This window comes from Microbulbifer taiwanensis, assembly GCF_014904815.1.
GTDB classification, from domain to species: domain Bacteria; phylum Pseudomonadota; class Gammaproteobacteria; order Pseudomonadales; family Cellvibrionaceae; genus Microbulbifer; species Microbulbifer taiwanensis.
This window is the reverse complement of record NZ_JACZFR010000042.1, coordinates 1-24,663: the sequence shown is the minus strand read 5'-3', so window position 1 is coordinate 24,663 and position 24,663 is coordinate 1. Positions and strand designations below refer to the sequence as shown.

Annotated in this window: 17 protein-coding genes; 8 read left to right on the top strand and 9 right to left on the bottom strand. The window is 61.0% G+C overall.

Annotated elements, in window-relative coordinates; genetic code table 11:
• Nucleotides 1–417 precede the first annotated feature (417 nt).
• The 5 genes from IG627_RS15335 to purM all read right to left on the bottom strand — a co-directional run bounded on the left by IG627_RS15335 (nucleotide 418) and on the right by purM (nucleotide 6,410).
• Nucleotides 418–1,632, bottom strand: a complete 1,215-nt coding sequence (locus IG627_RS15335; protein WP_193193270.1) for an alginate export family protein — start codon at nucleotides 1,630–1,632, stop codon at nucleotides 418–420.
• Between the two features lie 603 nt (nucleotides 1,633–2,235).
• The gene (locus IG627_RS15330; RefSeq protein ID WP_193193269.1) at nucleotides 2,236–3,639 is read right to left on the bottom strand and encodes an OmpP1/FadL family transporter; all 1,404 of its coding nucleotides are present in this window, start codon (nucleotides 3,637–3,639) and stop codon (nucleotides 2,236–2,238) included.
• 237 nt (nucleotides 3,640–3,876) lie between these two features.
• Nucleotides 3,877–4,575 (bottom strand): DUF3108 domain-containing protein, encoded by a 699-nt coding sequence (locus IG627_RS15325; RefSeq protein WP_193193268.1) that lies wholly within the window; start codon nucleotides 4,573–4,575, stop codon nucleotides 3,877–3,879.
• 105 nt (nucleotides 4,576–4,680) lie between these two features.
• The gene (gene purN, locus IG627_RS15320) at nucleotides 4,681–5,349 is read right to left on the bottom strand and encodes a phosphoribosylglycinamide formyltransferase (protein ID WP_193193267.1); all 669 of its coding nucleotides are present in this window, start codon (nucleotides 5,347–5,349) and stop codon (nucleotides 4,681–4,683) included.
• Complete coding sequence (purM, locus tag IG627_RS15315; RefSeq protein WP_193193266.1) at nucleotides 5,349–6,410, bottom strand: phosphoribosylformylglycinamidine cyclo-ligase; 1,062 nt, start codon at nucleotides 6,408–6,410, stop codon at nucleotides 5,349–5,351. The genes purN and purM overlap by 1 nt, the downstream gene beginning before the upstream one ends.
• A gap of 259 nt (nucleotides 6,411–6,669) precedes the next feature.
• Between purM and IG627_RS15310 the strand changes: the two genes are divergently transcribed.
• From IG627_RS15310 to manD, 4 genes are all read left to right on the top strand, one after another.
• Nucleotides 6,670–7,767 carry a DUF2066 domain-containing protein gene (locus IG627_RS15310; RefSeq protein ID WP_193193265.1) on the top strand — a complete coding sequence of 366 codons (1,098 nt, stop codon included), beginning with the start codon at nucleotides 6,670–6,672 and terminating at the stop codon, nucleotides 7,765–7,767.
• A gap of 1 nt (nucleotide 7,768) precedes the next feature.
• On the top strand, nucleotides 7,769–8,494 hold the full coding sequence (gene hda / locus IG627_RS15305) for a DnaA regulatory inactivator Hda (RefSeq protein WP_193193264.1): 726 nt from the start codon (nucleotides 7,769–7,771) through the stop codon (nucleotides 8,492–8,494).
• A gap of 192 nt (nucleotides 8,495–8,686) precedes the next feature.
• On the top strand, nucleotides 8,687–11,728 hold the full coding sequence (locus IG627_RS15300; protein WP_193193263.1) for a glycoside hydrolase family 2 protein: 3,042 nt from the start codon (nucleotides 8,687–8,689) through the stop codon (nucleotides 11,726–11,728).
• A gap of 32 nt (nucleotides 11,729–11,760) precedes the next feature.
• A complete protein-coding gene (gene manD / locus IG627_RS15295) occupies nucleotides 11,761–12,969 on the top strand; it encodes a D-mannonate dehydratase ManD (RefSeq protein ID WP_193193262.1) in 1,209 nt (402 codons plus the stop codon).
• 104 nt (nucleotides 12,970–13,073) lie between these two features.
• Here manD and IG627_RS15290 read toward each other — a convergent pair whose 3' ends face one another.
• Nucleotides 13,074–14,429, bottom strand: coding sequence for an MBL fold metallo-hydrolase RNA specificity domain-containing protein (locus IG627_RS15290; protein ID WP_193193261.1), 1,356 nt, complete (start codon nucleotides 14,427–14,429; stop codon nucleotides 13,074–13,076).
• The gene (locus IG627_RS15285; RefSeq protein WP_193193260.1) at nucleotides 14,426–15,937 is read right to left on the bottom strand and encodes a thymidine phosphorylase family protein; all 1,512 of its coding nucleotides are present in this window, start codon (nucleotides 15,935–15,937) and stop codon (nucleotides 14,426–14,428) included. The genes IG627_RS15290 and IG627_RS15285 overlap by 4 nt, the downstream gene beginning before the upstream one ends.
• A gap of 203 nt (nucleotides 15,938–16,140) precedes the next feature.
• On the opposite strand from IG627_RS15285, the gene IG627_RS15280 reads away from it, so the two are divergent.
• Nucleotides 16,141–17,076, top strand: a complete 936-nt coding sequence (locus IG627_RS15280) for a universal stress protein (protein WP_193193259.1) — start codon at nucleotides 16,141–16,143, stop codon at nucleotides 17,074–17,076.
• 136 nt (nucleotides 17,077–17,212) lie between these two features.
• Nucleotides 17,213–19,030, top strand: a complete 1,818-nt coding sequence (locus IG627_RS15275) for a DUF885 domain-containing protein (RefSeq protein ID WP_193193258.1) — start codon at nucleotides 17,213–17,215, stop codon at nucleotides 19,028–19,030.
• 83 nt (nucleotides 19,031–19,113) lie between these two features.
• Here the strand turns inward: IG627_RS15275 and IG627_RS15270 are convergent, their stop codons facing one another.
• Nucleotides 19,114–21,000: a DUF885 domain-containing protein gene (locus IG627_RS15270; protein WP_193193257.1), complete on the bottom strand. Its 1,887-nt coding sequence runs from the start codon at nucleotides 20,998–21,000 to the stop codon at nucleotides 19,114–19,116.
• Between the two features lie 97 nt (nucleotides 21,001–21,097).
• The gene (locus tag IG627_RS15265) at nucleotides 21,098–21,679 is read right to left on the bottom strand and encodes a superoxide dismutase (protein WP_193193256.1); all 582 of its coding nucleotides are present in this window, start codon (nucleotides 21,677–21,679) and stop codon (nucleotides 21,098–21,100) included.
• Nucleotides 21,680–22,022: 343 nt separating this feature from the next.
• Between IG627_RS15265 and IG627_RS15260 the strand changes: the two genes are divergently transcribed.
• On the top strand, nucleotides 22,023–22,757 hold the full coding sequence (locus IG627_RS15260) for a hypothetical protein (RefSeq protein ID WP_193193255.1): 735 nt from the start codon (nucleotides 22,023–22,025) through the stop codon (nucleotides 22,755–22,757).
• Between the two features lie 156 nt (nucleotides 22,758–22,913).
• Nucleotides 22,914–24,422: a fumarate hydratase gene (locus tag IG627_RS15255; protein ID WP_193193254.1), complete on the top strand. Its 1,509-nt coding sequence runs from the start codon at nucleotides 22,914–22,916 to the stop codon at nucleotides 24,420–24,422.
• Nucleotides 24,423–24,663 lie beyond the last annotated feature (241 nt).

The window sequence follows — 24,663 nt, the reverse complement described above, 5'->3', positions numbered from 1 at the left end:
GCCGGCGGGGGGGGGGGGGGGGGGCGGGGCGCGTGGGGGCGGGGGCACCCCCGCCCGGGCCTCGGCGACCGGCCAGGGATGGCCGGACCGGGGCTTGATCGAACACTTCGATATCCCGCCATGGATGGCAGGTTTGCAGCCCAATGCCGGCACGAGCGCAGCTCGCTGCCCGGCTCGGCGACCGGCCATGGACGGCCGGGCCGGAGCCTGATCGAACAACTCGATATCCCGCCATGAGCGGCATGCTTGTAGCCTGATGTCAGTCGCAAGTCGAGGCACTGCCTGCCGAGGGCCTTCGCGTCTGGCTGCTGTGCTCTGTCAAAGTAGCTATTGTAGGAGCGGCCCATGGCCGCGATCGAACTTTCCGGCTGCCCGGATATCGATTGCGGCCATGGGCCGCTCCGACATTGTCTCTTCCTAAAATTGGGCCTGTGCAGTAATCCACAGTCGGTCGGTATCCACACTGAAGTCGTCGGCCATATAGCGGCTGTACTTCAGGCTCAGATCGGTGAAGCCGAGTTTTCCGCTGACCACAAGGCCGTACTCACTGCCGAGCCTGTCCATCCCGGAAACACCCGAGTCGTCGGAACTCAGCTGGTGGTACTTGAGCGAAAACTCCACCCCGGCCAGGGAATTGCCCACCGATACGTAGAAATCCTCGATACCGCCGGCAATATTGCCGGTGCCGCCGCCGAGGAACTTGTCGTTCCAACCCTGGAACTTGTGAAGTGTCGCCAGTGGGGTGGCGAACTGGCCATCGGCGCCGTCGGAGCCCAGCAACTCGTAGCCGGCCCTCAGTGTCACATGGCCGAGTTTGTAGCCGCCCTCCGCCAGTAAATAGTCGGTATCGTAGCTGGCCGGGTTATCGGAGGCGGCCGATTGGGTGGCATATTCCAAGGCGTAGTTGGCGCCGCCGGCCTTGCCGGAAAAGCGCAGGCCACAGGTGTCGGTGGAAAATTCCGGGGCAGTCTCGTTGTCGATCAGGTAGGTGTAGACAGAAAGGGCCCCTGCGCCGAAGCCACTGTACTTCGCATTCAGCAGGTAGCTATCGTTTTTGTGGTCACCGAGGGGGCTGTCCTCGCCGAAGATGCGGTTGACGTTGTCGATATGGGCGAGGAACAGAGTGGTGTCGGCCAGGCTGTTGTCGGTGATGCTGAAACCGTCGTAGGTCTGCTCGTTCTGGCGGAACCCGACACCGCCGACGAAGCGCTGGTTATCCAGCAGTATGCGCTGGCGGCCGTACTTGATGGTGGTTTCACCGGAGGCGTAGGACAGTAGGGCCTGGTTCAACTCGGTACCTTCCGCATCCGCTACGCCACCTTCGAAATCCGTCAAATGGGTCACGTCATCCATTTCGATCAGGGTGCTGAATCCCTGGAAAGTACCGGATTGGTAGGTCAGGCGAGTTCTCAGGCTGGTTAGGTCCAGGGTATCGGCACCGTTCGTATCGACCTGTTCGGCGCGCGCGCGAAAGCCCAGGTTAACTTTACTCCGGTCAATCGCCTCGCGGAGCGTTGTAGCAGAGGTCTCGGTGGGTTCAATCGTGCTGGCAGATATGGCCGGAGCACTGACAATGGCGGCTGCGAATCCCGGCAGCGCGGCGGCGCGTCTGAGAGTATTTGTCCACGGCATCTGATGGTTTCCCCAATTGTTGGTCAGTAGAAAATGCAGATATAAAAAAGGCGCTCATCGACTTTCCGCCAGTGGCAGATTATCGATGAGCGCCTCTGCTCACCTCCAATCGACGGTATCGATTGGCTCCAAGTTATTTCAGCTGACTGTGGTGTGATTCTCCTGGCGGGCGATGCTCAAGTTCCGGTCGATTCCACCGCGCTCAGCAAGGAATTTGGTGCACAGAGTATGCCAGTTTCTTGGTGGTGCCCAATCGACCTCTGCGAGGTGGTCGTGCTCAGATCGAATTGACGCGGTTGGGAATAATCCTAACTTTCTGTATTTATTGGAGTTTTTCACAACTATCGGCGTTGCCCGCCGAAGGAATACGCGTGTGGAATACCTTCCTTGCCGGTGCTGGACGGCGATTGAAACCCGGCTGACCTGTGAGTTGAGCGGGAACAGGGCACGTCCTTTGAGTGCGTGAGGGGAGGCCGGAGCTGCACTTTGGTGCCGGGCTCGATCGCAACTGCCGCGCGGGTGCCTGTGTGGTGCGATACATCCGGCAATAAAAAGGCCGGGCATTGCTGCCCGGCCTCCTGAAAACCCGGAGATGGTTTTCGATCAGAAGGTGTAGTTCAGTGATACAGCAGCCAGCCAGGCTTCGATGTTGGAGGTCTCGCCATCGAAATAGGTGGGTACTGGTGAGGCACTGAATTCCTTGATGGTTTCGTCATCGCCCCACAGATAGGCGAAGCCGCCGTCGATACTCAGCTGGTTGTCGATCTTGTAGGTGCCGCCGAAAGTAACCCACTGGCGGTCGGTATCCGGGATGGACAGGGTGCGCCAGGTGATCGGCAGCCCGGCAGCGTTGGCTGCCTCATCTGTCGTATTGAGACCGTCGCGTGCTGCGCCCTCGTCGTAGGCGTAGCCGATGCGCCAGGTAACCTCCTCGCAGGGGTAGTATTCACCGGCGATGCTGTAGCGCCAGCCGCTCTCGAAGTTTTCTTCCTTGATATGCAGCGGGTTGTAGATGGGAACGGGTTGGCCGCCAACCCTCTGATCCGGGAAAAAGGCCTCCAGGCGCTGGAAGTCGTCCCAGTCGGTCCACATGGCACCCAGGGCCAGGCCCCAGTTGTCGTCGAAGCGGTGATACAGACCCAGTTCCACGGTGTCCGGCAGATCCAGGGTCAGCTCGGCGTCGGCGTTATCCAGAGTGCCGACAATGGTGCCGTCGTTTGCAAAGGATGGAAGCAGGTCTGAGTCGACATCCGCCTCGATTTTTGGGTCCAGTTTAGACTGGTAGGAAATGCCGAAGCGGGTGCGGTCGGTGATATTCCACAGGGCGCCGATGCTCCAGCCCACATCCCAGTCGTCACCATCGGCGTCGAGGATGCGTTGTCCGGCCAGTGACGGCACCGGTGCAAAATTGGACGGCATTCTCGATTCCAGGGTGGCGTCGGCATAGAGGAAGTTGACCGATACGCCGATGCTGAACTGGTCGTTGAAGTCGTAGGCAACCGACGGTGCGATATTGACAGATAGCAGTTCTGTCTTGTCGGCAATATTGGTTACGGGCCAGTCACTGTCGAAGTCGGTTTCCAGGCCGTAGTCGGTGTTGATGGCCAGGCCGAAAGACCAGCAATCGTCGAAGGGTACGGCCAGATAGGCATTGGGCACCCAGGCGCTGGTGGCATAGTCATTGGCCTCGTCGAATATCGGGCCGACCGGGATCAGTTCACCAGTTTGGGGGTTAGGCAGGAAATATGTTGTATTGCCTTGTGCATCGATTTCCGGGTTGATGTAGGTGACACCGCCGGAAACGCTGATGGTCTTGAACAGAGCGGAACCAGCCGGATTGCGCGCCAGTATGGCGGCGTTGTCGCCGATGGTGTTTTCCGCTGCAAAGGCGCGTCCCAGGCCAGAAGTACTGGATTCCTGCAGGTAAAAGCCTGCAGCCATGGCGCCACTGGACGCGGAACTGATTGCGGCAGCCAGGAGGGCGCGACGCAGAATTGTCTTTTTCATGAGATCCCACTCTATATTGCTGATAACGGAGAGCCACAAACAGAATTAAAAAATGCTGCGATATGGCGGGAAGGCTTTTTCAAAAGTCTTCGGTTTTCGCAATTAATTCCCTGCAGCGAAGTCTAGCAGCGCCAAACTACGCCAACAGTGGAAACGGGCGACTTTATAAAGACAAAAAGCCGAAAAATCTATCGAATGTCACGATTTTTTTTCGGCTTTTGCGGTGGGGAAGGAATTTTATTGACTTGCTTTGATGCTCTTTTCATCAATGGAAAGTTTGGTCAGGGAGATTTGATAGGTTTTGCCATCCTCTTCCTGTTGCATCAGTTTCACCAGCGCGTAATTCCACTGCGGCGCAAACCAGATAACCGTCTCGCGTTCGGAGTCGCCATCGCGCAGCCGCTGCACTTTTATGGTTTCTATGCTTCCCAGCGGTGTCTGCAGCGTTTCCTTGCCGGCAACGGCGAATTTGTAGTCGCGGATTTTCCTGCCGTCCGCGACCAGGTATTCGAGGGTTTTCTTGCCGGCGGCGACATCCAGCGCCAGCTGCAGCTGGTAACTGATTTTATCCAGAACGCCTTTCGGGGCATTTTCCAGGGTGCGCTTGGCATTGGACACGTTGACTACGCGGCCCGGCTCGAAGTTGAGTACCGTGTGCCTGTCCCGGCCCAGGCCGGTTTTGTGGTATTCGTAATGCTGCGGGACCAGGTGACCCTGTTCACTGCCGAAGCGGGAATACTCCTCAATGTTGGCAAACAGGGAGTCGGCGCTGAAATCGAGTCGCCAACTGCTGTTCCCGCCGGAAAGGCGGCGCTCGGCGGTGACGCCTATACCATTGAAACTGGCGGAATAGGTGGCGGAGAAGGGTTTGAGTTCCGCTGCCAGGAGCTGGCTGGAGAGGAAAAACAGGAAAAGAGAGAATAGGCGTAAGGGCACACTGACCTCCTGATGTCCGGGTTCTGCGCATTGTCAGGCCCGACACCTTTACCGGGCCTGAATGACAGTCAATCAGAGTTCGCCGGGCGACAAAAGTGCGATGGCTCAGCCGGCTATTCTTTTGCCGCTGCGAGGCAGCAGTGCGCCATCTAGTTCCGAGCGGTCCTCCAGCATCCGCACGCGGCCCTGGGCAAACCAGGTCACCGCCAACGGATAGATCATATGCTCCTGTGCCTGTACCCGCTTGGCAAGCAGTTCGGGCGTGTCACCGGCCTCAACCGGAACCACCGCCTGGGCTATGGCGGGGCCGCCATCCAGTTCCTCGGTGACAAAGTGTACCGTGACACCGTGTTCTCTATCGCCGGCATCCAGCGCGCGCTGGTGAGTGTGCAACCCCTGGTATTTGGGCAGCAGGGATGGGTGGATATTCAACAGGCGGCCACTGTAGTGACGCACAAACTCCGGCGTCAGTATGCGCATAAATCCGGCCAGTACCACCAGGTCCGGGCTGTGGCTGTCTATTTCCTCTATCAGGGCGCGGTCGAAGCTGTCCCGATCCGGGTATTCCCGGTGATTGACCACGGAAGCCGGAATGCCCGCTTCGGTGGCGCGGGTCAGGCCGTAGGCGTCCGGCCTGTTGCTGATGACTGCACAGACGGAAAATTCCGCTTGATCGCCGGTGGCGGCATCGATCAGTGCCTGCAGGTTGGTGCCGCTGCCGGAGATCAGCACGGCCACCTTGCACGGCTTTTTCTGTAGGGAGTCGGACGCCATCAAAGACCTGCCAACTCTACCGGATCACTGCCCTCTGTGGCTGTTTCGATACTGCCGATCACAAAGGCATCTTCTCCCAGCTGGCGCAGCGTCTCCAGCGCCGCGTCGGCGGCGCCGGCGGGTACGCAGATCACCATGCCCACGCCGCAGTTGAAGGTGCGGTACATCTCGCGGGCGTCTATGTTGCCGGCGTCGCGCAGCCAGCGGAATACCGGCGGCATTTCCCAGCTGCTCACGTCGATGCGCGCGCAGGCGCCCTCCGGCAATACCCGCGGCAGGTTCTCCAACAGGCCGCCGCCGGTGATATGGCTGAGCGCGTTGACCTGGCTGCTCTTCATCAGTTGCAGCAGGTTCTTGACGTAGATGCGGGTTGGCGCCATCAGTGCCTGGGCCAGGGCTTTGTCTCCCATGGCCTGCTGCAGGTCGGCGCCGCTGATTTCCAGTACCTTGCGGATCAGGGAGTAGCCGTTGGAATGGGGGCCGCTGGCGCCCAGGCCGATCAGTACATCACCGGCCTGGACCTTGCTGCCGTCGATGATTTCGGACTTCTCCACCACACCGACGCAGAAGCCGGCCAGGTCATAGTCGTCGCCCTCGTACATGCCGGGCATTTCCGCGGTCTCACCACCCACCAGGGCACAGCCGGCCTGTTCGCAGCCCTGGCCGATACCGGACACCACTTCCGCGGCGATATCCACATTCAGCTTGCCGGTGGCGTAGTAGTCGAGGAAGAACAGAGGCTCGGCACCGGCCACCACCAGGTCGTTGACGCACATGGCCACCAGGTCTATGCCAATGCTGTCGTGGATACCCAGGTCCATCGCCAGGCGCAGCTTGGTGCCCACGCCATCGGTGCCGGATACCAGTACCGGCTCCTTATAGCCGCTAGGCAGCTCACACAGGGCACCAAATCCGCCCAATCCGCCCATGACTTCCGGGCGCGCAGTGCGCTTGGCCACGTGTTTGATACGGTCGACCAGGGCGTTGCCCGCGTCGATATCGACACCTGCATCTTTATAAGAGAGGGACTTTTTTGGGGACTGCGGCTTGGAATCGCTCATGATTCATCCTGCGGTGGATACTCGAAGGGCGCGTATTCTAGTGGAATTTCGGCCGCTTGTGCGAATTCTGGCAATTCCCCCTCGCGAGGGGGCTGAGCCGATTCCGCCAGGCGGCTTTGCGAGAAATGCGGGCCAGGTACTGGGAGAATTACCCGACACTGATACAATAGCCCCAAAATTGGGCCGTGCCCCCGCATTTGGCGCCTCGCGCCGCGGATCCGGCCGCTTCCAAATATGTGAGGTTTTGGGGAGTAATCCGATGCGTAAGCTGCTCCGGTACGGGTGGGTACCAACACTACAGGTGCTCTTGCTCTGTGCACTGGTCGCGCCGGCCCAGGCCCGGGTGATACCGGACCTTTACGAGGTTGTGGAAGCCGTGCCCAGCCGCGGCGCCACTGACCGCGCTGCCGCGGGCAGTCGCGGGCTGGAGCGGGTGTTCGTGCGCGTGACCGGCGATGCGGCCATCGGCAGCAATCCCCAGTTGCAACCGGTCCTGCAGCAGGCGCAACAGTTTGTGCAGGGCTATCGCTACGCCATTGAAGACAACCAGCTGTACCTGCACCTCTCCTTCGACCCCCAGGCCGTATCCGACCAGGTGCACAAACTGGGATTGCCCATGTGGCCGAACAACCGCCCGGGCACCCTGGTGTGGATGGCGGTGGACACCCTGCGGGATGGCCGCAGCGCACTGCGCGAGGAGGACAGCCCCGAGCTGTTTGCGGCGCTGGATGCCATGGCCATAGAGCGGGGCCTGCCGGTGGACTTCCCGGTCATGGACCTGAATGACCAGCGCAATATGCCACTGGGGAATCTCTGGGCCCAGGACGAGCGCTCCGCCGAGCGCGCCGGCGTGCGCTATCGCCCCGATGCGACCCTGATGGGGCGCCTGCTTGAGACCTCCGGCCAGCGCTGGCAGGGCAACTGGCTGTTGATCCACGGCGGGCGCAGCTATGCCTTCGATGCCAGCGGCGGTTCCCTGGAGGAAGTGGCCCTGCGCGGTATCGACGAGGCCGCCAACCTGTTGGCGCAGCGCTACGCGGTGCGCCCGGACGGCGACAGCGGTCAGCTGAGCGCCGTGGTGGTCGAGCTCTCCGGCGTCGACAGCTTTGCCGACTACTCGGAGGCCTCCGCTTACCTGCAGGGGCTGGCTCAGGTCAGCAGCGCCGACCTGCTGTCGGTCGACAGCGATCGCATGCGTGTGGCCCTGACCACCTCGGCGCCGCTGCAGAGACTGCGCGACGCCCTGGCTCTGAACCGCAAGTTGCAGGCCATGGCGGAAGAGGATCCCATCGACTTGAGCGGCTACCGCGCCCCCCAGGGCAGTGCGGTGAATCCGCTGCGTTACCGCTGGCACTGAGATGAACAGCGAAAAAGGCGTACCGCAGCAGCTGCCGCTGGGAGTCTCCCTGCGGGACGACGCCACCTTCGACAACTTCTACCTGTCCGAGTCGGACCCCAACTGCCAGGTTGTGGCGCTGCTGCAGGCCTTTGCCAGCGGCGAGAACCCGGAGCCGGTGATCTACCTGTGGGGCGACGCGGGCAGCGGTGTCAGTCACCTGCTGCAGTCGGCGTGCCAGAGCGCCGAGGCCAGCGGCCGTTCTTTCCAGTACCTGCCGCTGACCGATCTGTTGGCAATGGATCCGGCGGTCATTCTGGATGGCCTGGAGCAGCTGGAGTTGGTGTGTATTGACGATCTGCACCTGCTCGAGGGGCATCCGCAGTGGCAGACGGCGCTGTTTCACCTGTACAACCGAGTCAAGGACAGCGGCCGCCAGCTGTTGCTGGGCGCGCGCAAGTCCCCCCGCGGTCTGGCCATCGACCTGGCGGACCTGCAGTCGCGCCTGCAGTGGGCGCTGGTTTTCCAGCTGCAGGCGCTCAGCGATGGCGACAAGCTGGCCGCCCTGCGCCGGCGCAGCCGCCTGCGCGGCTTTGACCTGCCGGAAGATGTGGCCCAGTACATACTCCATCGCGCCCCGCGCGATACCCGCGCCCTGTTCCTGTGCCTGGAGCAGCTGGACCGGGCCTCGCTGATGGCGCAGCGCAAGATCACCATTCCCTTCGTCAAGCAAGTGCTGAAAATCTGATTCCCTCCTGGAAGGCCAGCTTCTTCACCGGCCTGCGCTTTGACCTTTGTTCATTCGTTGACTATCTCTGATTGAGGTACCGGGCGGGCTCGCCCGCGCCTTTTCGACAATGCCTGTCATCTTTCTTTAATAATTGCGCGGGTCTGGGTCCTTCAGGCCATCGCCGTGTCTCGATAATTCTGCGAATCAACTATGGCGACAACGAATTCCGATTGCGATGCATATAGCCGGCAAATCCAGCGGATCAATCCCGGTCCCGACAGCGGGCGCTGGGAAATTTCGCTCAACCAACACTGGGAATTTCACCGCGGCTCTCTCGACCCGGTTGGAATTCATCGTAAAGATTCAGTGGTGGAGTGGCAGGCGGTGGACCTGCCCCATACCTGGAATGCCCGGGATGGCTACAGCGGCGGCAACGACTATTTTCGCGGGGACGGCTGGTACCGGAAAACATTTCGAGTGGATCAGTCCCTGGCCGGCCGGCGTTTCTATATCCATTTCGACGGCGCCAACCTGATTGCGGATCTCTACCTCGACGGCCGGCACGTCGGCCAGCACCGCGGTGGTTACGGAGCCTTCCGTTTCGATCTCAGCGAATACCTGCGGCCCGGGGAAACGCAACAGCTGGCGGTAAAGGTCAACAACGAGCGCCATACGGATGTAGCGCCGCTGAGTGCGGACTACACCTTCTTCGGCGGAATCTATCGCGATGTAAAGCTGTTGGTGACGGGGCGAGAGCATATCGAGGTGATGGACTGCGCATCGCCGGGTATTTTCCTGCAGCAGAAAAACCTGAGTGAGCGGTTGGCGCGGCTCCAGGTGCAGGTAAAACTGGTCAATCATTCCACCGAAACACTGGAACGGCAGTTGCGTATCGAGATTGCGGGCGCGGATGATCGACTCGTCGCGCACCGCGAGCAAACTGTCGTGCTTCCGGCTGGCTGCGGCAGTATGGAGTCGATCGCGATAGAGATCGAAAACCCGCACCGCTGGGACGGCATTCGCGATCCCTATCTCTATGCAGCCACCGTCTCGCTGCTGGACGGGGATAGCCTGGCTGACAGGGTGCGCCAGCCGCTCGGGCTGCGTGAGTTCCGGGTCGATGCGGATAAAGGCCTGTTGCTGAACGGCAGGCACTACGACCTGTTCGGTGTAAGCCGCCACCAGGATGTCGAAGGCAAGGGATGGGCCCTGACAGAGGCAGACCATCGGCGCGACTTCGACATGGTCGGGGAGCTGGGGGCCAGCGCGGTGCGCCTGGCGCACTACCCGCAGGCACCCTGTGTCTACGACCTGATGGATGAGATGGGCTTTGTTACCTGGGCGGAAATTCCGCTGGTCAACGAGGTGCCGCCGACGGAAGCGTTTGAGCGCAATGTGCGCGGCCAGCTGCTGGAGCTGATCCGCCAGAACTACAACCACCCATCGATATTCTTTTGGGGGCTCTGCAACGAAGTCAGCTTTTCCGAAATCGGCAAAGACAGCTTGAGGATACTCAGTGGACTGCAGGAGCTGGCCAGGTCGGAGGATCCCGGCCGCCTGACGACCAACGCGGTGCTGGGGCGTTGCGACGGTGAGGATATCTGGTTCCTCACCGATATTGTGGCGGAGAATGTCTACTTCGGCTGGTACTACGATTCTGTCGAGGATTTCGGGCCCTGGGCCGATCGCGCGCGCGGGACCTACCCGCAGCGGGCCTTCGGTATCAGCGAGTACGGTGCGGGTGCCGGTATCGGTATTCACGCCGAAGAGCCCCGCGCCGGCGATCACTCCGAGGAGTACCAGAATCTCTACCACGAGCGCAGCTGGCTGCAGATGCGCCAGCGCCCCTACCTCTGGTCGAAGTTTATCTGGAACATGTTCGATTTTGCCGTCGACGGCCGCGACGAGGGGGAGAGGCCCGGGATCAACGACAAGGGCCTGGTGACCTACGATCGCAAGACGCGCAAGGACAGCTTCTACTGGTACAAGGCCAACTGGAGTCGTGAACCGGTACTCTATATCACCAGCCGCCGCTTCGATGTGCGCAAGCGCCCCACAACCGATATCAAGATCTACTCCAACCTGGCAACAGTGGAGCTGCTGGTTAACGGCCGCTCCCTCGGCGCGCGGGCGGTACAGGACTGCCGGGCAGTTTTCCCGGCGATCGAGCTGGCGATGGGGGACAACCACATCGAAGTGCGGGGGCTCGACCGCGATGGCAACGGCCACAGCGATCGGGTCTGCTGGCAGCGGATCGAGAACGACGATACCGATATTGCCGCCAGCAACGGCATCATCGGCGTGGATCTGGAGAACCACCGCGTCTACCACCTGCCCTATGGCACTTCGGTGGCGGAATTGCCGGCGCTGATCAAACTGCCGCACGGTGCTTCCCTGGATCTTTCCCGGGCCGGTGTTGCAGAGAAAATTCTACGCAGGGGCGACCGTTTCTCGGTTGTGGCCGCCAATGGACACAGACGCGAATATACGGTCGAGGAGGGTGCCCTTTCGGTGGCGCGACCGGTCAGGGCCAATATGCAGATGCTGCACGGCATTCTCGGCTACCCGGCGGCGCCGGCAGTCAAGGTGGTGGATGGCAATGACCGCTTTCCCCTGGAGCTGGAGACACACAGGGCCAGCTTCTGGCTGACCGGAGACCCGAACGAGGGCAGCGGCCATATCCGCATTGACCTGGGTGCTGACTATTTCGTGCAGCGGCTCGATTGCGCCTGGTTACCGCCGCTGTTGACCGACAACGGCGTGGCCATGTACACGGTCGAAATGGCACGGGACCTGGAGCAGAGCGAGCTGGTGTTCACCGAGTCCTACACCACCGTGGTGGACAGGCGCGCAAACCGCGAGCCGCTGCGCACCTCGGATATGGTCGGCCATATCGGCCGCTTTGTGCGTGTCAATATCCTCGACAGCAGCTATAAACTGGATATTCCATCGTTCGGAAGCTTTCGCCTGTTCGGCGCCACACAGTTCAGGGTCAGCGGTGGCCTACTATATTCGGAGCAACTGTCGATAGATTACGAATCCCGCAATATAGCTTTGCCGAACCCCCTGTCGGTCGCAGAACTGCGGGAGCGGCTAAAAACAATCGGAGAGAACAGCCAGCTGTTTGTGGAGCGTGGCGGAAAATCTGCCGGCGACAAGGCTCTGATTTCGGAAGACTGCGGTGTGTTGGTAACGTCGCGCCGCAAAGACGGTCTGAGGCGCGAGCGCTATCGAATCTCCTTCAACATTTGAATGCAGGCGAGCTTCTGGGGCGGAACAAGACAATGCAAATAATCAGTGGCAAAGTCATAGTCACCTGTCCGGGCAGAAATTTTGTCACCCTCAAGCTGGAAACCGATGAGGGGATCTACGGCATCGGCGACGCGACCCTGAACGGCCGCGAGCAGGCGGTGGTCGCCTATCTGCAGGAACACGTGATTCCCTGCCTGACAGGCCGAGATCCGCATCAGGTTGAGGATACCTGGCAATACCTGTATCGCGGTGCCTACTGGCGCCGGGGGCCGGTGACCATGTGCGCCATTGCCGCCGTGGACACGGCGCTCTGGGATATCAAGGCCAAGGCGGCGGGGTTGCCGCTGTACCAGTTACTGGGTGGCCGGTCGCGGCAGGCGGTGCTGGTCTACGGCCACGCCAACGGTCGCGATATTGATGAAACCGCCGAGCAGGTGGGGAAATATATCGATATGGGATATCGGGCCATTCGCGCCCAGTGCGGGGTGCCGGGACTGGCCTCCACCTACGGTGTGGCGGCGGACAAGCTGTTCTACGAGCCGGCCGATGCGGACCTGCCGACGGAAAATACCTGGTCGACGGAAAAATACCTGCTGCATGTCCCGCAGCTGTTCGAGCGGCTGCGCAACGAGTTCGGTTTCGGTCCCCATCTGCTGCACGATGCGCACCACCGCCTGACGCCGATCGAGGCCGCGCGCCTGGGCCGGGACCTGGAGCCCTATCGGCTGTTCTGGCTCGAGGATTCCGTGGCCTGCGAAAACCAGCAGAGTTTCCGCCTGATTCGCCAGCACACCACCACGCCGCTGGCGGTGGGGGAGGTGTTCAACTCTATTTACGACTGCCAGCAATTGATTGCCGAGCAATTGATCGACTATATCCGCACCAGCGTGGTCCACGCCGGCGGTATCACCCAGCTGCGCCGTATTGCCTCGCTGGCGGAGCTCTACCATGTGCGTACCGGCTGTCACGGCGCCACCGACCTGTCGCCAGTTTGCATGGGAGTGGCGCTGCATTTTGATACCTGGGTGCCCAACTTTGGCATCCAGGAGTATATGCGCCACAGCGAGGCCACCGACGAGGTATTCCCGCACGACTATCACTTCGCAGATGGCTATCTACATACTGGTGAAACGCCGGGTCACGGTGTGGATATCGATGAAGCCCTGGCTGCGAAATATCCCTACCAGCGCGCCTTTCTGCCGGTGAACCGGCTCGAAGATGGGACCATGTTTAACTGGTAGAAGGTTAGTAGTTCAATGGCCCCCTTTACTGTTTACAGAAACAAAACGAGATGCGAAGGCACTGCTACCGGGAGCGTCAACCGGTAATTGGAAATGTTGTCGGGCTATAAGCGCAATATCTGCCGGTACTGCGCCACTTTCACCCTGAACTTCGTATGTTCCTGCAGATAGAGCCGCAGTGCATCCGCCGCGTCCGGTTCGCCGTGCACCAGCTGTATCCGGGTGCCCGGTTTCAGGTCGGACTGCAACAGCCAGTTGGTCAGGTCCAGGTAGTCGGCATGGGCGGAGAGACCGTCCAGCATTTCGATGCGCGCCTTACAGTGCACCTGTTCGCCGTGAATCTTCACGGATCTGTGGCCCGCCATCATATGGGCACCGCGGGTGCCGCCGGCCTGGTAGCCGGTAAACAGCAGCGTGGTGCGGTGGTCCGGCAGCAGCCTTTTCATATGGTGCAGTATGCGTCCGCCGGTCGCCATGCCACTGCCGGCGATAATGATATGCGGATAGCGTATCTCCTCCAGCGCCTTGGATTCCTCCACTCTGTGGGTGTAGATGATGCCCCGGTCCATGCGCCGGCAGTCGGCCTCGCTGAGACGGTGCTGTTCGGCGTAGCGGCAGTAGATACCGGATACGTCTATGGCCATGGGGCTGTCGAGGAAAATTCCCAGCCGCGGAACTTCACCCCGATCCATGAGTGTCACCAGCATATATTGCAATGTCTGGGCGCGGCCGACGGCAAAACTGGGAATCAGCAGCACACCGCCACGGTTCGCCACCTGTCTGACGATTTCGGCGAGCTGCTGCCACACATCGGTCTCCGGGTGGCGCCGGTCGCCGTAGGTGGATTCCATCAGCAGCAGATCCAGCGCCGGCAGCGGTTGCGGCGGGAACATCAGAGTATCGTCCGGCCGGCCAACGTCGCCGGAAAATCCCAGCCTTTTGCCTTCCGCTTCGAGTATTGCGCTGCCGGCGCCGAGAATATGGCCGGCGGGCTGCAGATGGAGGCGCACAGCGCCCAGGTTTACCGGCTCGCCGAATTCCAGCGGCTGGAAGAGTTCCAGGCAGCGCTCAGCGGTCTCGGCGTCGTACAGCGGCTCCGGGTGTGCGTGCTTGCTCAGTTTGTGGCGGGCGTAGAAGCGCGCATCCTCCTCCTGTATCTGCCCGCTGTCCGGCAGCATTATGCCACACAGGTCGCGGGTGGCACTGTGGCAGTAAACGGGGCCGCGGTAACCCAGCTGGTAGAGGCGCGGGATATAGCCGGAGTGATCCAGGTGCGCGTGGGTCAGGACTATTGCGTCCAGCCTGTCGATATCGAACAGCGGCGGTTCCCAGTTGCGCTCGCGCAGCCATTTGTAGCCCTGGAAGAGTCCGCAGTCCACCAGGACGCGTGTGTCTGCCGATTCGAGCAGGAATTTGGAGCCGGTGACCGTCTCGGTACCGCCGAGGAAAACGATATTCACGGTTTTTCTCCCAGTTCGAACAGGTCGGGATTCTGGCGATAGTAATCCTCCGCATAGGCCAGTTCCCCCGGCGTCTCGGCGAGCAGCGTGGCCAGTGGCTGCCCGGCGACCACCGCTTCGCCCACCTTGATGCGCAGGCGCAGCCCGGCCTCGGGGGAAGAGGGCGCCCCGGCCAGTTTTGCCAGTTGCGCCAGGCGACGGTTGTCCATCGACAGGAGTCTGCCGTCGCGCCGCGCGCGCAGCTGTGACTGGTAGTGGGCCCGGCCGAGGGGCTTGAGTCCGCCCTGGGCCTCGCAGATGCGCCGGAACTGTTGCCAGGCCCGGCCGGAGCTGAGGATTTCCCGCGCCTGTTCGCGGCAGTGGGAATCCGCTTCGCCGGATGCCATGGACAGCAGTTGCGCGGCGAGGTACAGCGAGCGCTCGGCCAGGTCCGCGGGGGCGTCGGCGCAATTGCGCAGTACCGCGAGCACATCGCGGGCTTCCTCCTGTGGCCCTATGCCGTAGCCGATGGCCTGGGAACCGTCGGTGATCACGCAGCGAATTTCCACCTGCAGCGATTCCGCGACGCCGCAGAATAGCCGCGACAGTCGCTCCGCCTGTGACCGGTCGCGCAGCTTGGCGCTGGGCCCAACCGGCAGATCGATCAGTACATGGTTGGAGCCGGCGGCGATCTTTTTCGACAGCACCGAGGCCACCAGTTGTCCCTCGCTGTCCAGTTCCAGAGCGCGCTCTATACGGATCAGCAGATCGTCCGTGGGACTCAATCCCACCCGACCGCCGGCCGCCAGGCAGGCACCGGTGGAGGTGACCGCGCTTCGCATCTGTTCCAGGCTCAGGTCCACCTGTGTCAGCACTTCCATGGTGTCCGCGGTACCCGCAGGCGAGGTGATGGCGCGCGACGAGGTTTTGGGAATCACCAGGCCGGCGGCGCTGGCGATGGCGATAACGATCGGCGAGGTGCGATTGCCCGGCAGGCCGCCGATACAGTGTTTGTCGAAGACCCTGCCGCATTTGGGCCATTGCAGCCGGTTGCCGCTGGCGACCATGGCGCGGGTCAGGGCGGTGATTTCCGCCAGGTTCAGGCGGCCGCCGGCACAGGCGGTGAGGAAACTGGCGATCTCGATATCCGAGTAGAGGCGCTTGCCGATATCGCCAATGATCGCGGTGATTTCCTGCGGGCTCAGCTCGGCGCCGTTGATCTTCTTGCGCAGGGCGGAGAGCGACTGCACCAGCGGCGCGTGACGCACCCTCACCGCCTGCTGATCGCGCAGTTGCAGGTAGCGCCAGGCGCTGTCGGAAAAGCCGATGGCGCCGGCGGGGAGGACTGACTGGCCGACGATATTCAGCGTGGCGATTATTGTCCTGTCACCAGCGCGGATCTGCAGCCGCGTGTTGGCAGTGAAGCCCTCGGCGCGGCAGATATCGCAGTCGCTGCGCATATACACAACCGCTTCTTCGTGGGTATCTATGCCCATAAAGTAAGCGCGCAGTTGACCGGTTTCTCCCATCGCCATGTCCGCCGTAGTCCTCCCCGTAGCCCGCGGGGGCGGGAAACACCCAGCACCGGCGCAGCGATGCGCAGGATTGATCGGGTGTACATTCCCGTTTGAATCGCGCAGCTGCCACAATATTAAATTGTGGCAGCTGCGACCGATTCGATATCACCATCGCCGCGTTTAATTCCGTGAATTCAGAGAACAAGGCCTGCGATATGCAAAATTTTCATAACATTCTGTATGTCAGTCACGCCACCGGTGACGAGAGCGCCGGGCTGCTACAGGCGCTCGCCGTGGCGCGCAACAACGGCGCGGCGGTGAAGGTGCTGGTGGTGTGCCCGGCGGTGCCGGAGGAGTTTGAAGAGTTCAGCCAAGTCTGTATGGATGCACTGGTCACTCGGGTGCAGGACAGTGTGGCCGAGGTGCGCGAACAGCTCAATCTGGCGGAGGAGCAGCTGAACCTGGAAGTGGAGGCGGATTGTGGCAGCCGGCCGGCGGAGCGGGTGATCCAGCGGGTGCTGAGCGAGGACTACGACCTGGTGATCAAGAATGTCGAGGGCCGCACCCAGCGCAAGGGCTTCAAGGCGATGGATATGGAACTGCTGCGCAAGTGCCCCTGCCCTGTATGGCTGTGCCGGCCCATATCGAGATCTCACAGGGAAATCGATGTGGCGGTGGCGGTGGATCCGGAGTGCGAGGAGGCGAGTGCCTACGACCTGGCGATCCGCCTGCTGCGCTGGGCCCGCGCGCTGGCGGATACCTGCAGTGGCGAGCTGCATCTTATCTCCTGCTGGGATTACGATGTGGACGAGTACCTGCGCCACAACTTCCCCCTCAGCGCTTCGGACGAGGAGCTGGACAGGGCCACCGAGGCTGCCCGCGCCAAGCACCGCTCCAAGCTCGATGTTTTGATCCAGGCTTCCGGTATCGGCGGTGAGATGGACGTCCACCATGCAATCGCCCGCCCGGATCGCTTTATCCCCCTGCTTATCGACGAGGAGAAATACGACATACTGGTGATGGGCACCGTGGGTCGCACCGGTATCCCCGGATTTATCATGGGCAATACGGCGGAGAATATCCTGCAGAAGGTCAGCTGTTCGCTGCTGGCACTGAAGCCCAGCGACTTCATTTCCCCGCTCAAGACCTGAAAGCCTATTGCCGTGGCTCCCGCGAGCGGAGTTTTTCTATTCCCTGCATCCGTTGTGCTGGTAAAGTGCGTCTATCTAAGTCGTGTGAATTTTGACATCTAGACAATAAAAACGCTTTCCAGAGGGAGCAGAACCCATGATAAAAAGAATTGCCAAGTGGTCTGGCGGAATCCTGCTGGCCGGGGTGCTGGCCGTCGGTGCCTTCGCCATCAACGCCGTCTATTTCAAACCCTGGTCCATCAATGTCTATTTTGAGCGGGCTTTTATCAAGCTGGGCACCACCAGTCCGGAGATACTGTCGCAGCTGCGGATATTCGAGCAGTTTGGTATTGATGGCCACAATGCCCATCTGGATGACGTGTCCGAGGCGGAGGGCCGGCGCCAGATGGAGATGATCAGGGATGAACTGGCGGTGCTGCGGGAGTACGATCGCGCGGCGCTCGAGGGGCAGGATGCGGTCTCCTACGATATCTTCGAATACTTCCTCAACGATATGATTGAGGGCGAGCGCTGGCAGTATCACGACTACCCGCTCAACCAGATGTCCGGTGAGCAGAATCAACTGCCAGAATTCCTCGCCGAGATTCACCAGATCAACAATGTGAAGGAAGCGGATTTCTACCTGTCCCGCCTCGGCGAAGTGGATCGCAAGTTCGACCAGGTACTGGAAGGCCTTAGAATCCGCGAGGAACGTAATATTATTCCGCCGCGCTTCGTGATCGACAGCGTGCTGGAGGAGATGCGCGGATTTATCGGCGTCCCCGCTGCGGAAAACATTCTTTACACATCATTAGTTGAGCGGCTCGACAAGGTCGAGGAATTGCCGGCGGGTGAGCGCGAGCGGATTCTGTCGAGTGGCGAAGCCCTGATCCAGTCTGACGTCTACCCGGCCTACGAGAACCTGATTGCCTATTACGAGGCACTGCAGCCCAGGGCGCAGGGCAACCATGGCGTCTGGAGCCTGCCGGATGGCGGCGACTACTACGCCTACAAGGTCCGCAGCCATACGACTTCGGATATGACGCCGGAGCAGGTGCACAATATCGGCCTCGCCGAAGTGGCGCGCATCGAGGGCGAGATGAACCGCATCTTCGCCGCCCAGGGACTGGACAGTGGCACCATCGGTGAGCGCTTCGCCCAGCTGAACGAACAACCGCAGTTCCTCTACGAGGCGAGCGACGCGGGCCGAGAGCGGATCATTGCCGACTATCAGACGATCATCGACGAGATAGACGCGGGCCTGGGCGACTACTTCGATGTGAAACCGGCCATGGGCGTGGAAGTGCGGCGGGTGCCCGAGTTCAAGGAAGAGGGCTCCGCAGGCGCCTACTACAATCCGCCGGCGATGGACGGCTCCCGTCCGGGTGTCTTCTACGCCAACCTGCGCGATGTACACGAGACCAAGAAGTTCGGTATGCGCACCCTGGCCTATCACGAGGCGGTGCCCGGCCACCACTTCCAGCTGGCCATAGCGCAGGAACTAGAGGGGGTGCCCACCTTCCGCAAGCTGGGCCTGTTTACCGCCTACGCCGAGGGCTGGGCGCTCTACGCGGAGCAGGTGGCCAAGGAGGCGGGCTTCCAGGAGAATCCCTACGACGACTTGGGCCGATTGCAGGCGGAGATGTTCCGCGCAGTGCGCCTGGTGGTGGACACCGGCATGCACCACAAGCGCTGGAGCCGCGAGGAGGCCATCGGCTATATGGCGGAAAAGACCGGCATGACCGAGACGGAAGTCACCACCGAGATCGAGCGCTACCTGGTCTGGCCCGGCCAGGCGCTGGCCTACAAGGCCGGTATGATGAAAATCCTCGAGCTGCGCGAAAAGGCGCACACAGCGCTGGGTGACGCTTTCGATATTCGCCAGTTCCACAATGTGGTGCTGACCAACGGTGCCATGCCGATGGCAGTGCTGGAAAGCCAGGTGAACGACTGGATTGCCAATCGGCGTGGCTGAAAGCGACCCGATTCATTTTTACAGGTACAAAAAAAGCGGGCCGTCGATTGGCGGCCCGCTTTTTTTGAGGGGGAGGGAGAGAATTACTGCTGGGTTTTTACCTCGACAATCCACTCGTCCACCAGGTCTTCCAGCACATTCAGCGGTACGGCGCCGTTGGCCAGCACCACGTCGTGGAAGGCGCGAATATCGAACTGGTCGCCCAGCTCCTTCTTGGCCTTCTCGCGCAGTTCGACAATCTTCAGCATGCCGATCTTGTATGCCGTGGCCTGGCCCGGCATGACGATATAGCGCTCGATGGCCTTGACCACGTCGCCTTTCGGGTTGGGGGTGTTTTCCTGTAGGTAGGCGATGGCCTCTTCGCGGGTCCACTGTTTGTTGTGGATGCCGGTGTCCACCACCAGGCGGCCGGCGCGCCACAGTTCCATGGCCAGGCGGCCGAAGTCGGAGTAGGGATCCTGGTAGAAACCGATTTCCTTCGGCACCAGCTCGGAGTAGAGACCCCAGCCTTCGGTGTAGGCGGTATAGCCGCCAAACTTGCGGAACTTGGGAATGCCCTCCAGTTCCTGGGCGATGGACAGCTGCATATGGTGGCCGGGAATACCCTCGTGGTAGGCCAGCGCCTCCATCTGGTAGGTGGGCATATCCCTGGTATTGTACAGGTTGGCGTAGTAGATGCCTGGGCGTGAACCGTCCGGTGCCGGACGCTGGTAGAAGGCTTTGCCGGCGGACTTCTCGCGGAAGGGCTCCACGGCTTTCACGGTCAGGTCGGCCTTGGGTTTGGTGATAAACAGCTCGTCCAGGCGGCCCTTCATGGTGTCGATGATGGCGGTGGCCTTGTCCAGGTATTCCTGCTTGCCTTCCTCGGTGTTCGGGTAGTAGAACTGGTCGTCGGTGCGCATGAACTCGAAGAATTCCTGCAGGCTGCCCTCAAAACCGACCTTCTCCATGATCTCGCGCATCTCGTCGTGAATGCGCGCCACTTCTTTCAGGCCCACTTCGTGGATCTCTTCGGCGGTCATGTCGGTGGTTGTGTAGACATTGAGGCGGTGATTGTAAAAGTCATCGCCGCTGGCGAGTTTCCAGGCACCATCGTCGGTGTTTGCGCGCTTCTCCAGTTGCTGTAAATAGGCATTCAGCTTTTCAAAGGCGGGGCCGACGCTGCTGACAAATGCACTCTTGGCCTTGCCGATCAGCTGCTCTTTCTGCTCGTCGGAGATTTCCAGCTTGTCCACTTTGCCTTTGAAGTCCGCGAACAGGGTGCTGTCCTTGCCGTCGTCGAAGGGGGCACCGTTGATCAGGTTCTGGCCATCGCTGATCACATAGGGGAATACAAATTTGGGCACAATAGTGCCGGCCTCGGCGCGCTCTTCCAGGTTCGCCTGCAGCTGTGCGAAGTGTTCCGGCAGGGCGTTCAGGCGCGCGATATAGGCTTCGGCGTCGGAGACATCATCGATACGGTGCTGGTTGATCAGCAGTGAGGCAACACCGGTGTGGGTGGCGTACATCTGGTTGACCGGATAGCTGTGCAGGCGCCATTTGTAGCCCTCGATATCCTGTTCCAGGTTGCGCTTCGCCAGCTTCAGGCTCAGGCGGGTGGCGTCGTCCAGCTTGCCCGGGTCCAGCTTATTGAGCTCGGCCAGCTGGCGCTGATTGATCTCGTGGGTCTCCTGTTCGAACTCCGGCGACAGATCATTCCACTTGTCGTAGTCCTCTTTCATGCCCAGGAAGGTCTTGAATTCCGGGCTGCGGGACAGGTGCTCCTGGAAGGAGTCCTCAAACATCTGGTTGGCCTGGGCGATGGCCTCGGCGTCGCCGTTGGCCTGGGTGGTCTCGGTTATGACTTCGGCGCTCTCGACGGTCACTTCATCGGCGCTCTGCTCCGGGGCCTTGGATTCCTGGCCGCGATCACAGCCTGTCATTACCAGCGCGCTTATGGCGGCGGCGAGCAGGGTGGGGTTCAACTTCATGATTGTTTTCCCGGTGTTCGAATAATAGTTGTTGTCGTTCTGTGGCTGGCTATACAAAAAAGCGGGCACAGGGCCCGCTTTTCCGTGTCGACTGCTATCAGCCGAAGTTCTGGTTCACGAAGTCCCAGTTGACCAGGGCCCAGAAGGCTTCCATATACTTGGGACGCAGGTTGCGGTAGTCGATGTAGTAGGCGTGCTCCCAGACGTCGCAGGTCAGCAGGGCGGTCTGGTCCGCTTCGGTCAGCGGGGTGCCGGCGTTGGAGGTGTTGACGATGGCCACAGAGCCGTCGGCTTTCTTCACCAGCCAGGTCCAGCCGGAACCGAAGTTGTTCACTGCGCTGGTGGTGAACTCTTCCTTGAACTTGTCGAAGGAGCCGAAGGCCTTGTCGATGGCTTCGGCAACCGCACCGGTGGGCGCGCCGCCGCCGTTGGGGCTCAGGCAGTTCCAGTAGAAGGTGTGGTTCCAGATCTGCGCGGCGTTATTGAACACGCCGCCAGAGGAGGTCTTGACAACCTCTTCCAGGGTCTTGTCGGCGTCGGCGCTGCCTTCCAGCAGGCCGTTCAGCTTGTCCACGTAGGTCTTGTGGTGTTTGCCGTAGTGATACTCCAGGGTTTCCTCGGAGATGTGCGGTTCCAGGGCATTCTTCGCGTAGGGGAGTTCGGGCAGTTCGAAAGCCATGGTGTCTTCCTTCCTTTGTCTCGGGTTGTTGGTGAGAGCATTCTACACGCGCGGCATGTCAGAATTAAGCCAGCGCAAGTGTTGAATAAGGCGTAATTCCGCAATTATGCGGGCTTTGCTGGAATTTTGTTGATTTTTTGGGCCGTTTGATGCAAAAACAGTCTATTTGGGGCCGTCGTAGCCATTTGGCGCCCCAGGGCTCCAGCCTGCTAGGCTTAAGCGGTAACCGATTACTTTTTCGTCAATTTTTTGGTATAACTGCCGCTTAATTCGACCAGTCACCGGCCCTGCGCATCGACATTAATTCGTGTGGGCCCCTTTAAAATATCGGGTATTTTCAAACATGCAACGCAGAGAGCCCACGCTGGACGGCAGCGCCGCCCTGGAACCGCAACTGGACAACAGACCTATCGGTCGCAGCTCGCGCGCGCCGGAGCCGGCACCGACAGTGGAAGAGCGCCGCGGCGGCTTCTCGGTACTGGGTCTGTTTGCGCTGATTCTGGCACTGGCGGGTCTCGCTGCGGCGGCCTTCCTGTACCAGCAGTGGCAGGCCAGCCGCGTACAGCTGGTCGATGCCGAGAGCCGTATCGCCGAGCTGGAGAAGCGCTTCGAGATGTCCGACGAGGAGTCTTCCGCCTCGGTTGAGGTGCTGAGTGCCAAGGTCAAGGAGAACGCCTCCGAGATCCGCAAGCTGTGGGGTGTTTCCTACGACACCAACCGCAAGGGTATCGATGCAAACAAGAGCGCCGCTGCCGCCAACAAGAAGCAGGTCGCTGCCCTGGCGAGCCAGGTCAACGGTATGAGCGCCAGCGTGAAGAAGATCGCGGCAGTGGAATCCGCGCTGGCGGAATTGCGCAATTCCAATACCCAGAGCCAGCGCGAGACCGCTGACAAACTGGCGCGACTGGAGCGCCAGCTGGCGTCCGTGCGCTCCGACCTGACCGCCCGCGTGGGCGCCAACGAGGAAGCGGTGGAGTCCATCGATGCCTATCGCCGCACGGTGAACAAGGACCTGGTACAGCTGCGCGATGCCATCCGCAGCCTGCAGAGCAGTGGCTCCACCGCCTCGTCCATGTAACGGTATTCAGGCGCAATAGCTGAAAAGGGCGAACCGGTTGGTTCGCCCTTTTTCGTGTCCGGACGTGGATACAGGAAGCTGCCGCCAATAACCCCACATTTCGTGTAAAATTGCCCGCCTTGAGATACAACCGCCAGAGACCTTACTGGAGCGCCAATGACCACTATCCGCCAGGATGACCTGATCGACAGCGTCGCCGACGCGCTGCAATTCATCTCCTACTACCACCCGCAGGATTTTATCCAGGCCCTGAACAAGGCCTACGAGAAGGAAGCCAACCCGGCGGCCAAGGACGCCATGGCCCAGATACTGATCAACTCCCGCATGTGCGCCCAGGGGCACAGACCCATCTGCCAGGACACCGGCATCGTGACCGTGAAGCTGAAAGTGGGCATGAACGTGCAGTGGGATGCGGACATGAGCGTGACCGATATGGTCAACGAGGGTGTGCGCCGCGCCTATATGAACCCGGACAATGTGCTGCGCGCTTCCATCCTCGAGGATCCGGACGGCGCCCGCAAGAACACCGGCGACAATACCCCGGCGGTAATCCACTACGAAATCGTGCCCGGCGATACCGTCGAGGTCTATGTGGCGGCCAAGGGCGGCGGCAGCGAGGCGAAGAGCAAGTTCGCGATGCTGAATCCTTCTGACTCAGTGGTCGACTGGGTGCTGAAGATGGTGCCGCAGATGGGCGCCGGCTGGTGCCCGCCGGGCATGCTGGGCATCGGCGTGGGTGGTACCGCGGAGAAGGCGATGCTGCTGGCGAAGGAATCCCTGCTGGACCCGATTGATATCCAGGAGCTGCAGGAGCGCGGTGCGTCAAACCGCGCCGAGGAGTTGCGCCTGGAGCTGTACGACAAGGTCAACAAGCTGGGCATCGGCGCCCAGGGCCTGGGCGGCCTGACGACCGTGCTGGATGTGAAGGTCAGGGACTACCCGACGCACGCCGCCAACAAGGCGGTGGCGATCATCCCCAACTGCGCCGCCACCCGTCACACCCATTTCACCCTGGACGGCTCTGGCCCGGCACAGCAGACGGCGCCGAAGCTGGAAGACTGGCCGGAGATCACCCGCGAGGCCGGCGGCAACACCCGCCGCGTGAACCTGGACGAGGTGACCCGCGAAGACGTGCTCAGCTGGCAGCCGGGTGAGACATTGCTGCTGAATGGCAGGATGCTGACCGGTCGCGATGCGGCGCACAAGAAGATGGTCGATATTCTCGCCAGCGGCGAGAAACTGCCGGTGGACCTGGCCGGCCGCTTTATCTACTACGTGGGTCCGGTAGATCCGGTGCGCGAGGAAGTGGTGGGCCCGGCAGGCCCGACCACCGCCACCCGTATGGACAAGTTCACCCGCACCATGCTGGAAGAGACCGGCCTGCTGGGCATGATCGGCAAGGCCGAGCGCGGCCCGGTGGCGATAGAGGCGATCCGCGACAACAAGGCGGTCTACCTGATGGCCGTCGGCGGCGCCGCCTACCTGGTGGCCCAGGCGATCAAGGACGCCAAGGTCGTCGCCTTCCCGGAACTGGGTATGGAAGCCATCTACGAGTTCGAGGTGGAGGATATGCCGGTGACTGTGGCCGTGGACAGCCAGGGCGAGTCGGTGCACCAGACCGGGCCGTTGATCTGGAAGGCCAAGATAGAGGAGGGGGCGGTTTAAGCGTGCCTCCGCCATTGATCTGTAGATACTCTGTTGCAAAACAAGCATTCAGTGGCTCGTCATACCGGCGAAGGCCGGTATCCAGTTCAGTGGCACCTAGATTCCGGCCTTCGCCGGAATGACGACAGCAAACAAGGGGCGTAGAGACCTCAATGCTGGTGCGAAGGCCCTGATGCCGGGGCTCTTTGCGGGACCGTCGGTGGGCAGGGGTGGGCGGCGGCGGGGCTACCAGGGGGGGATT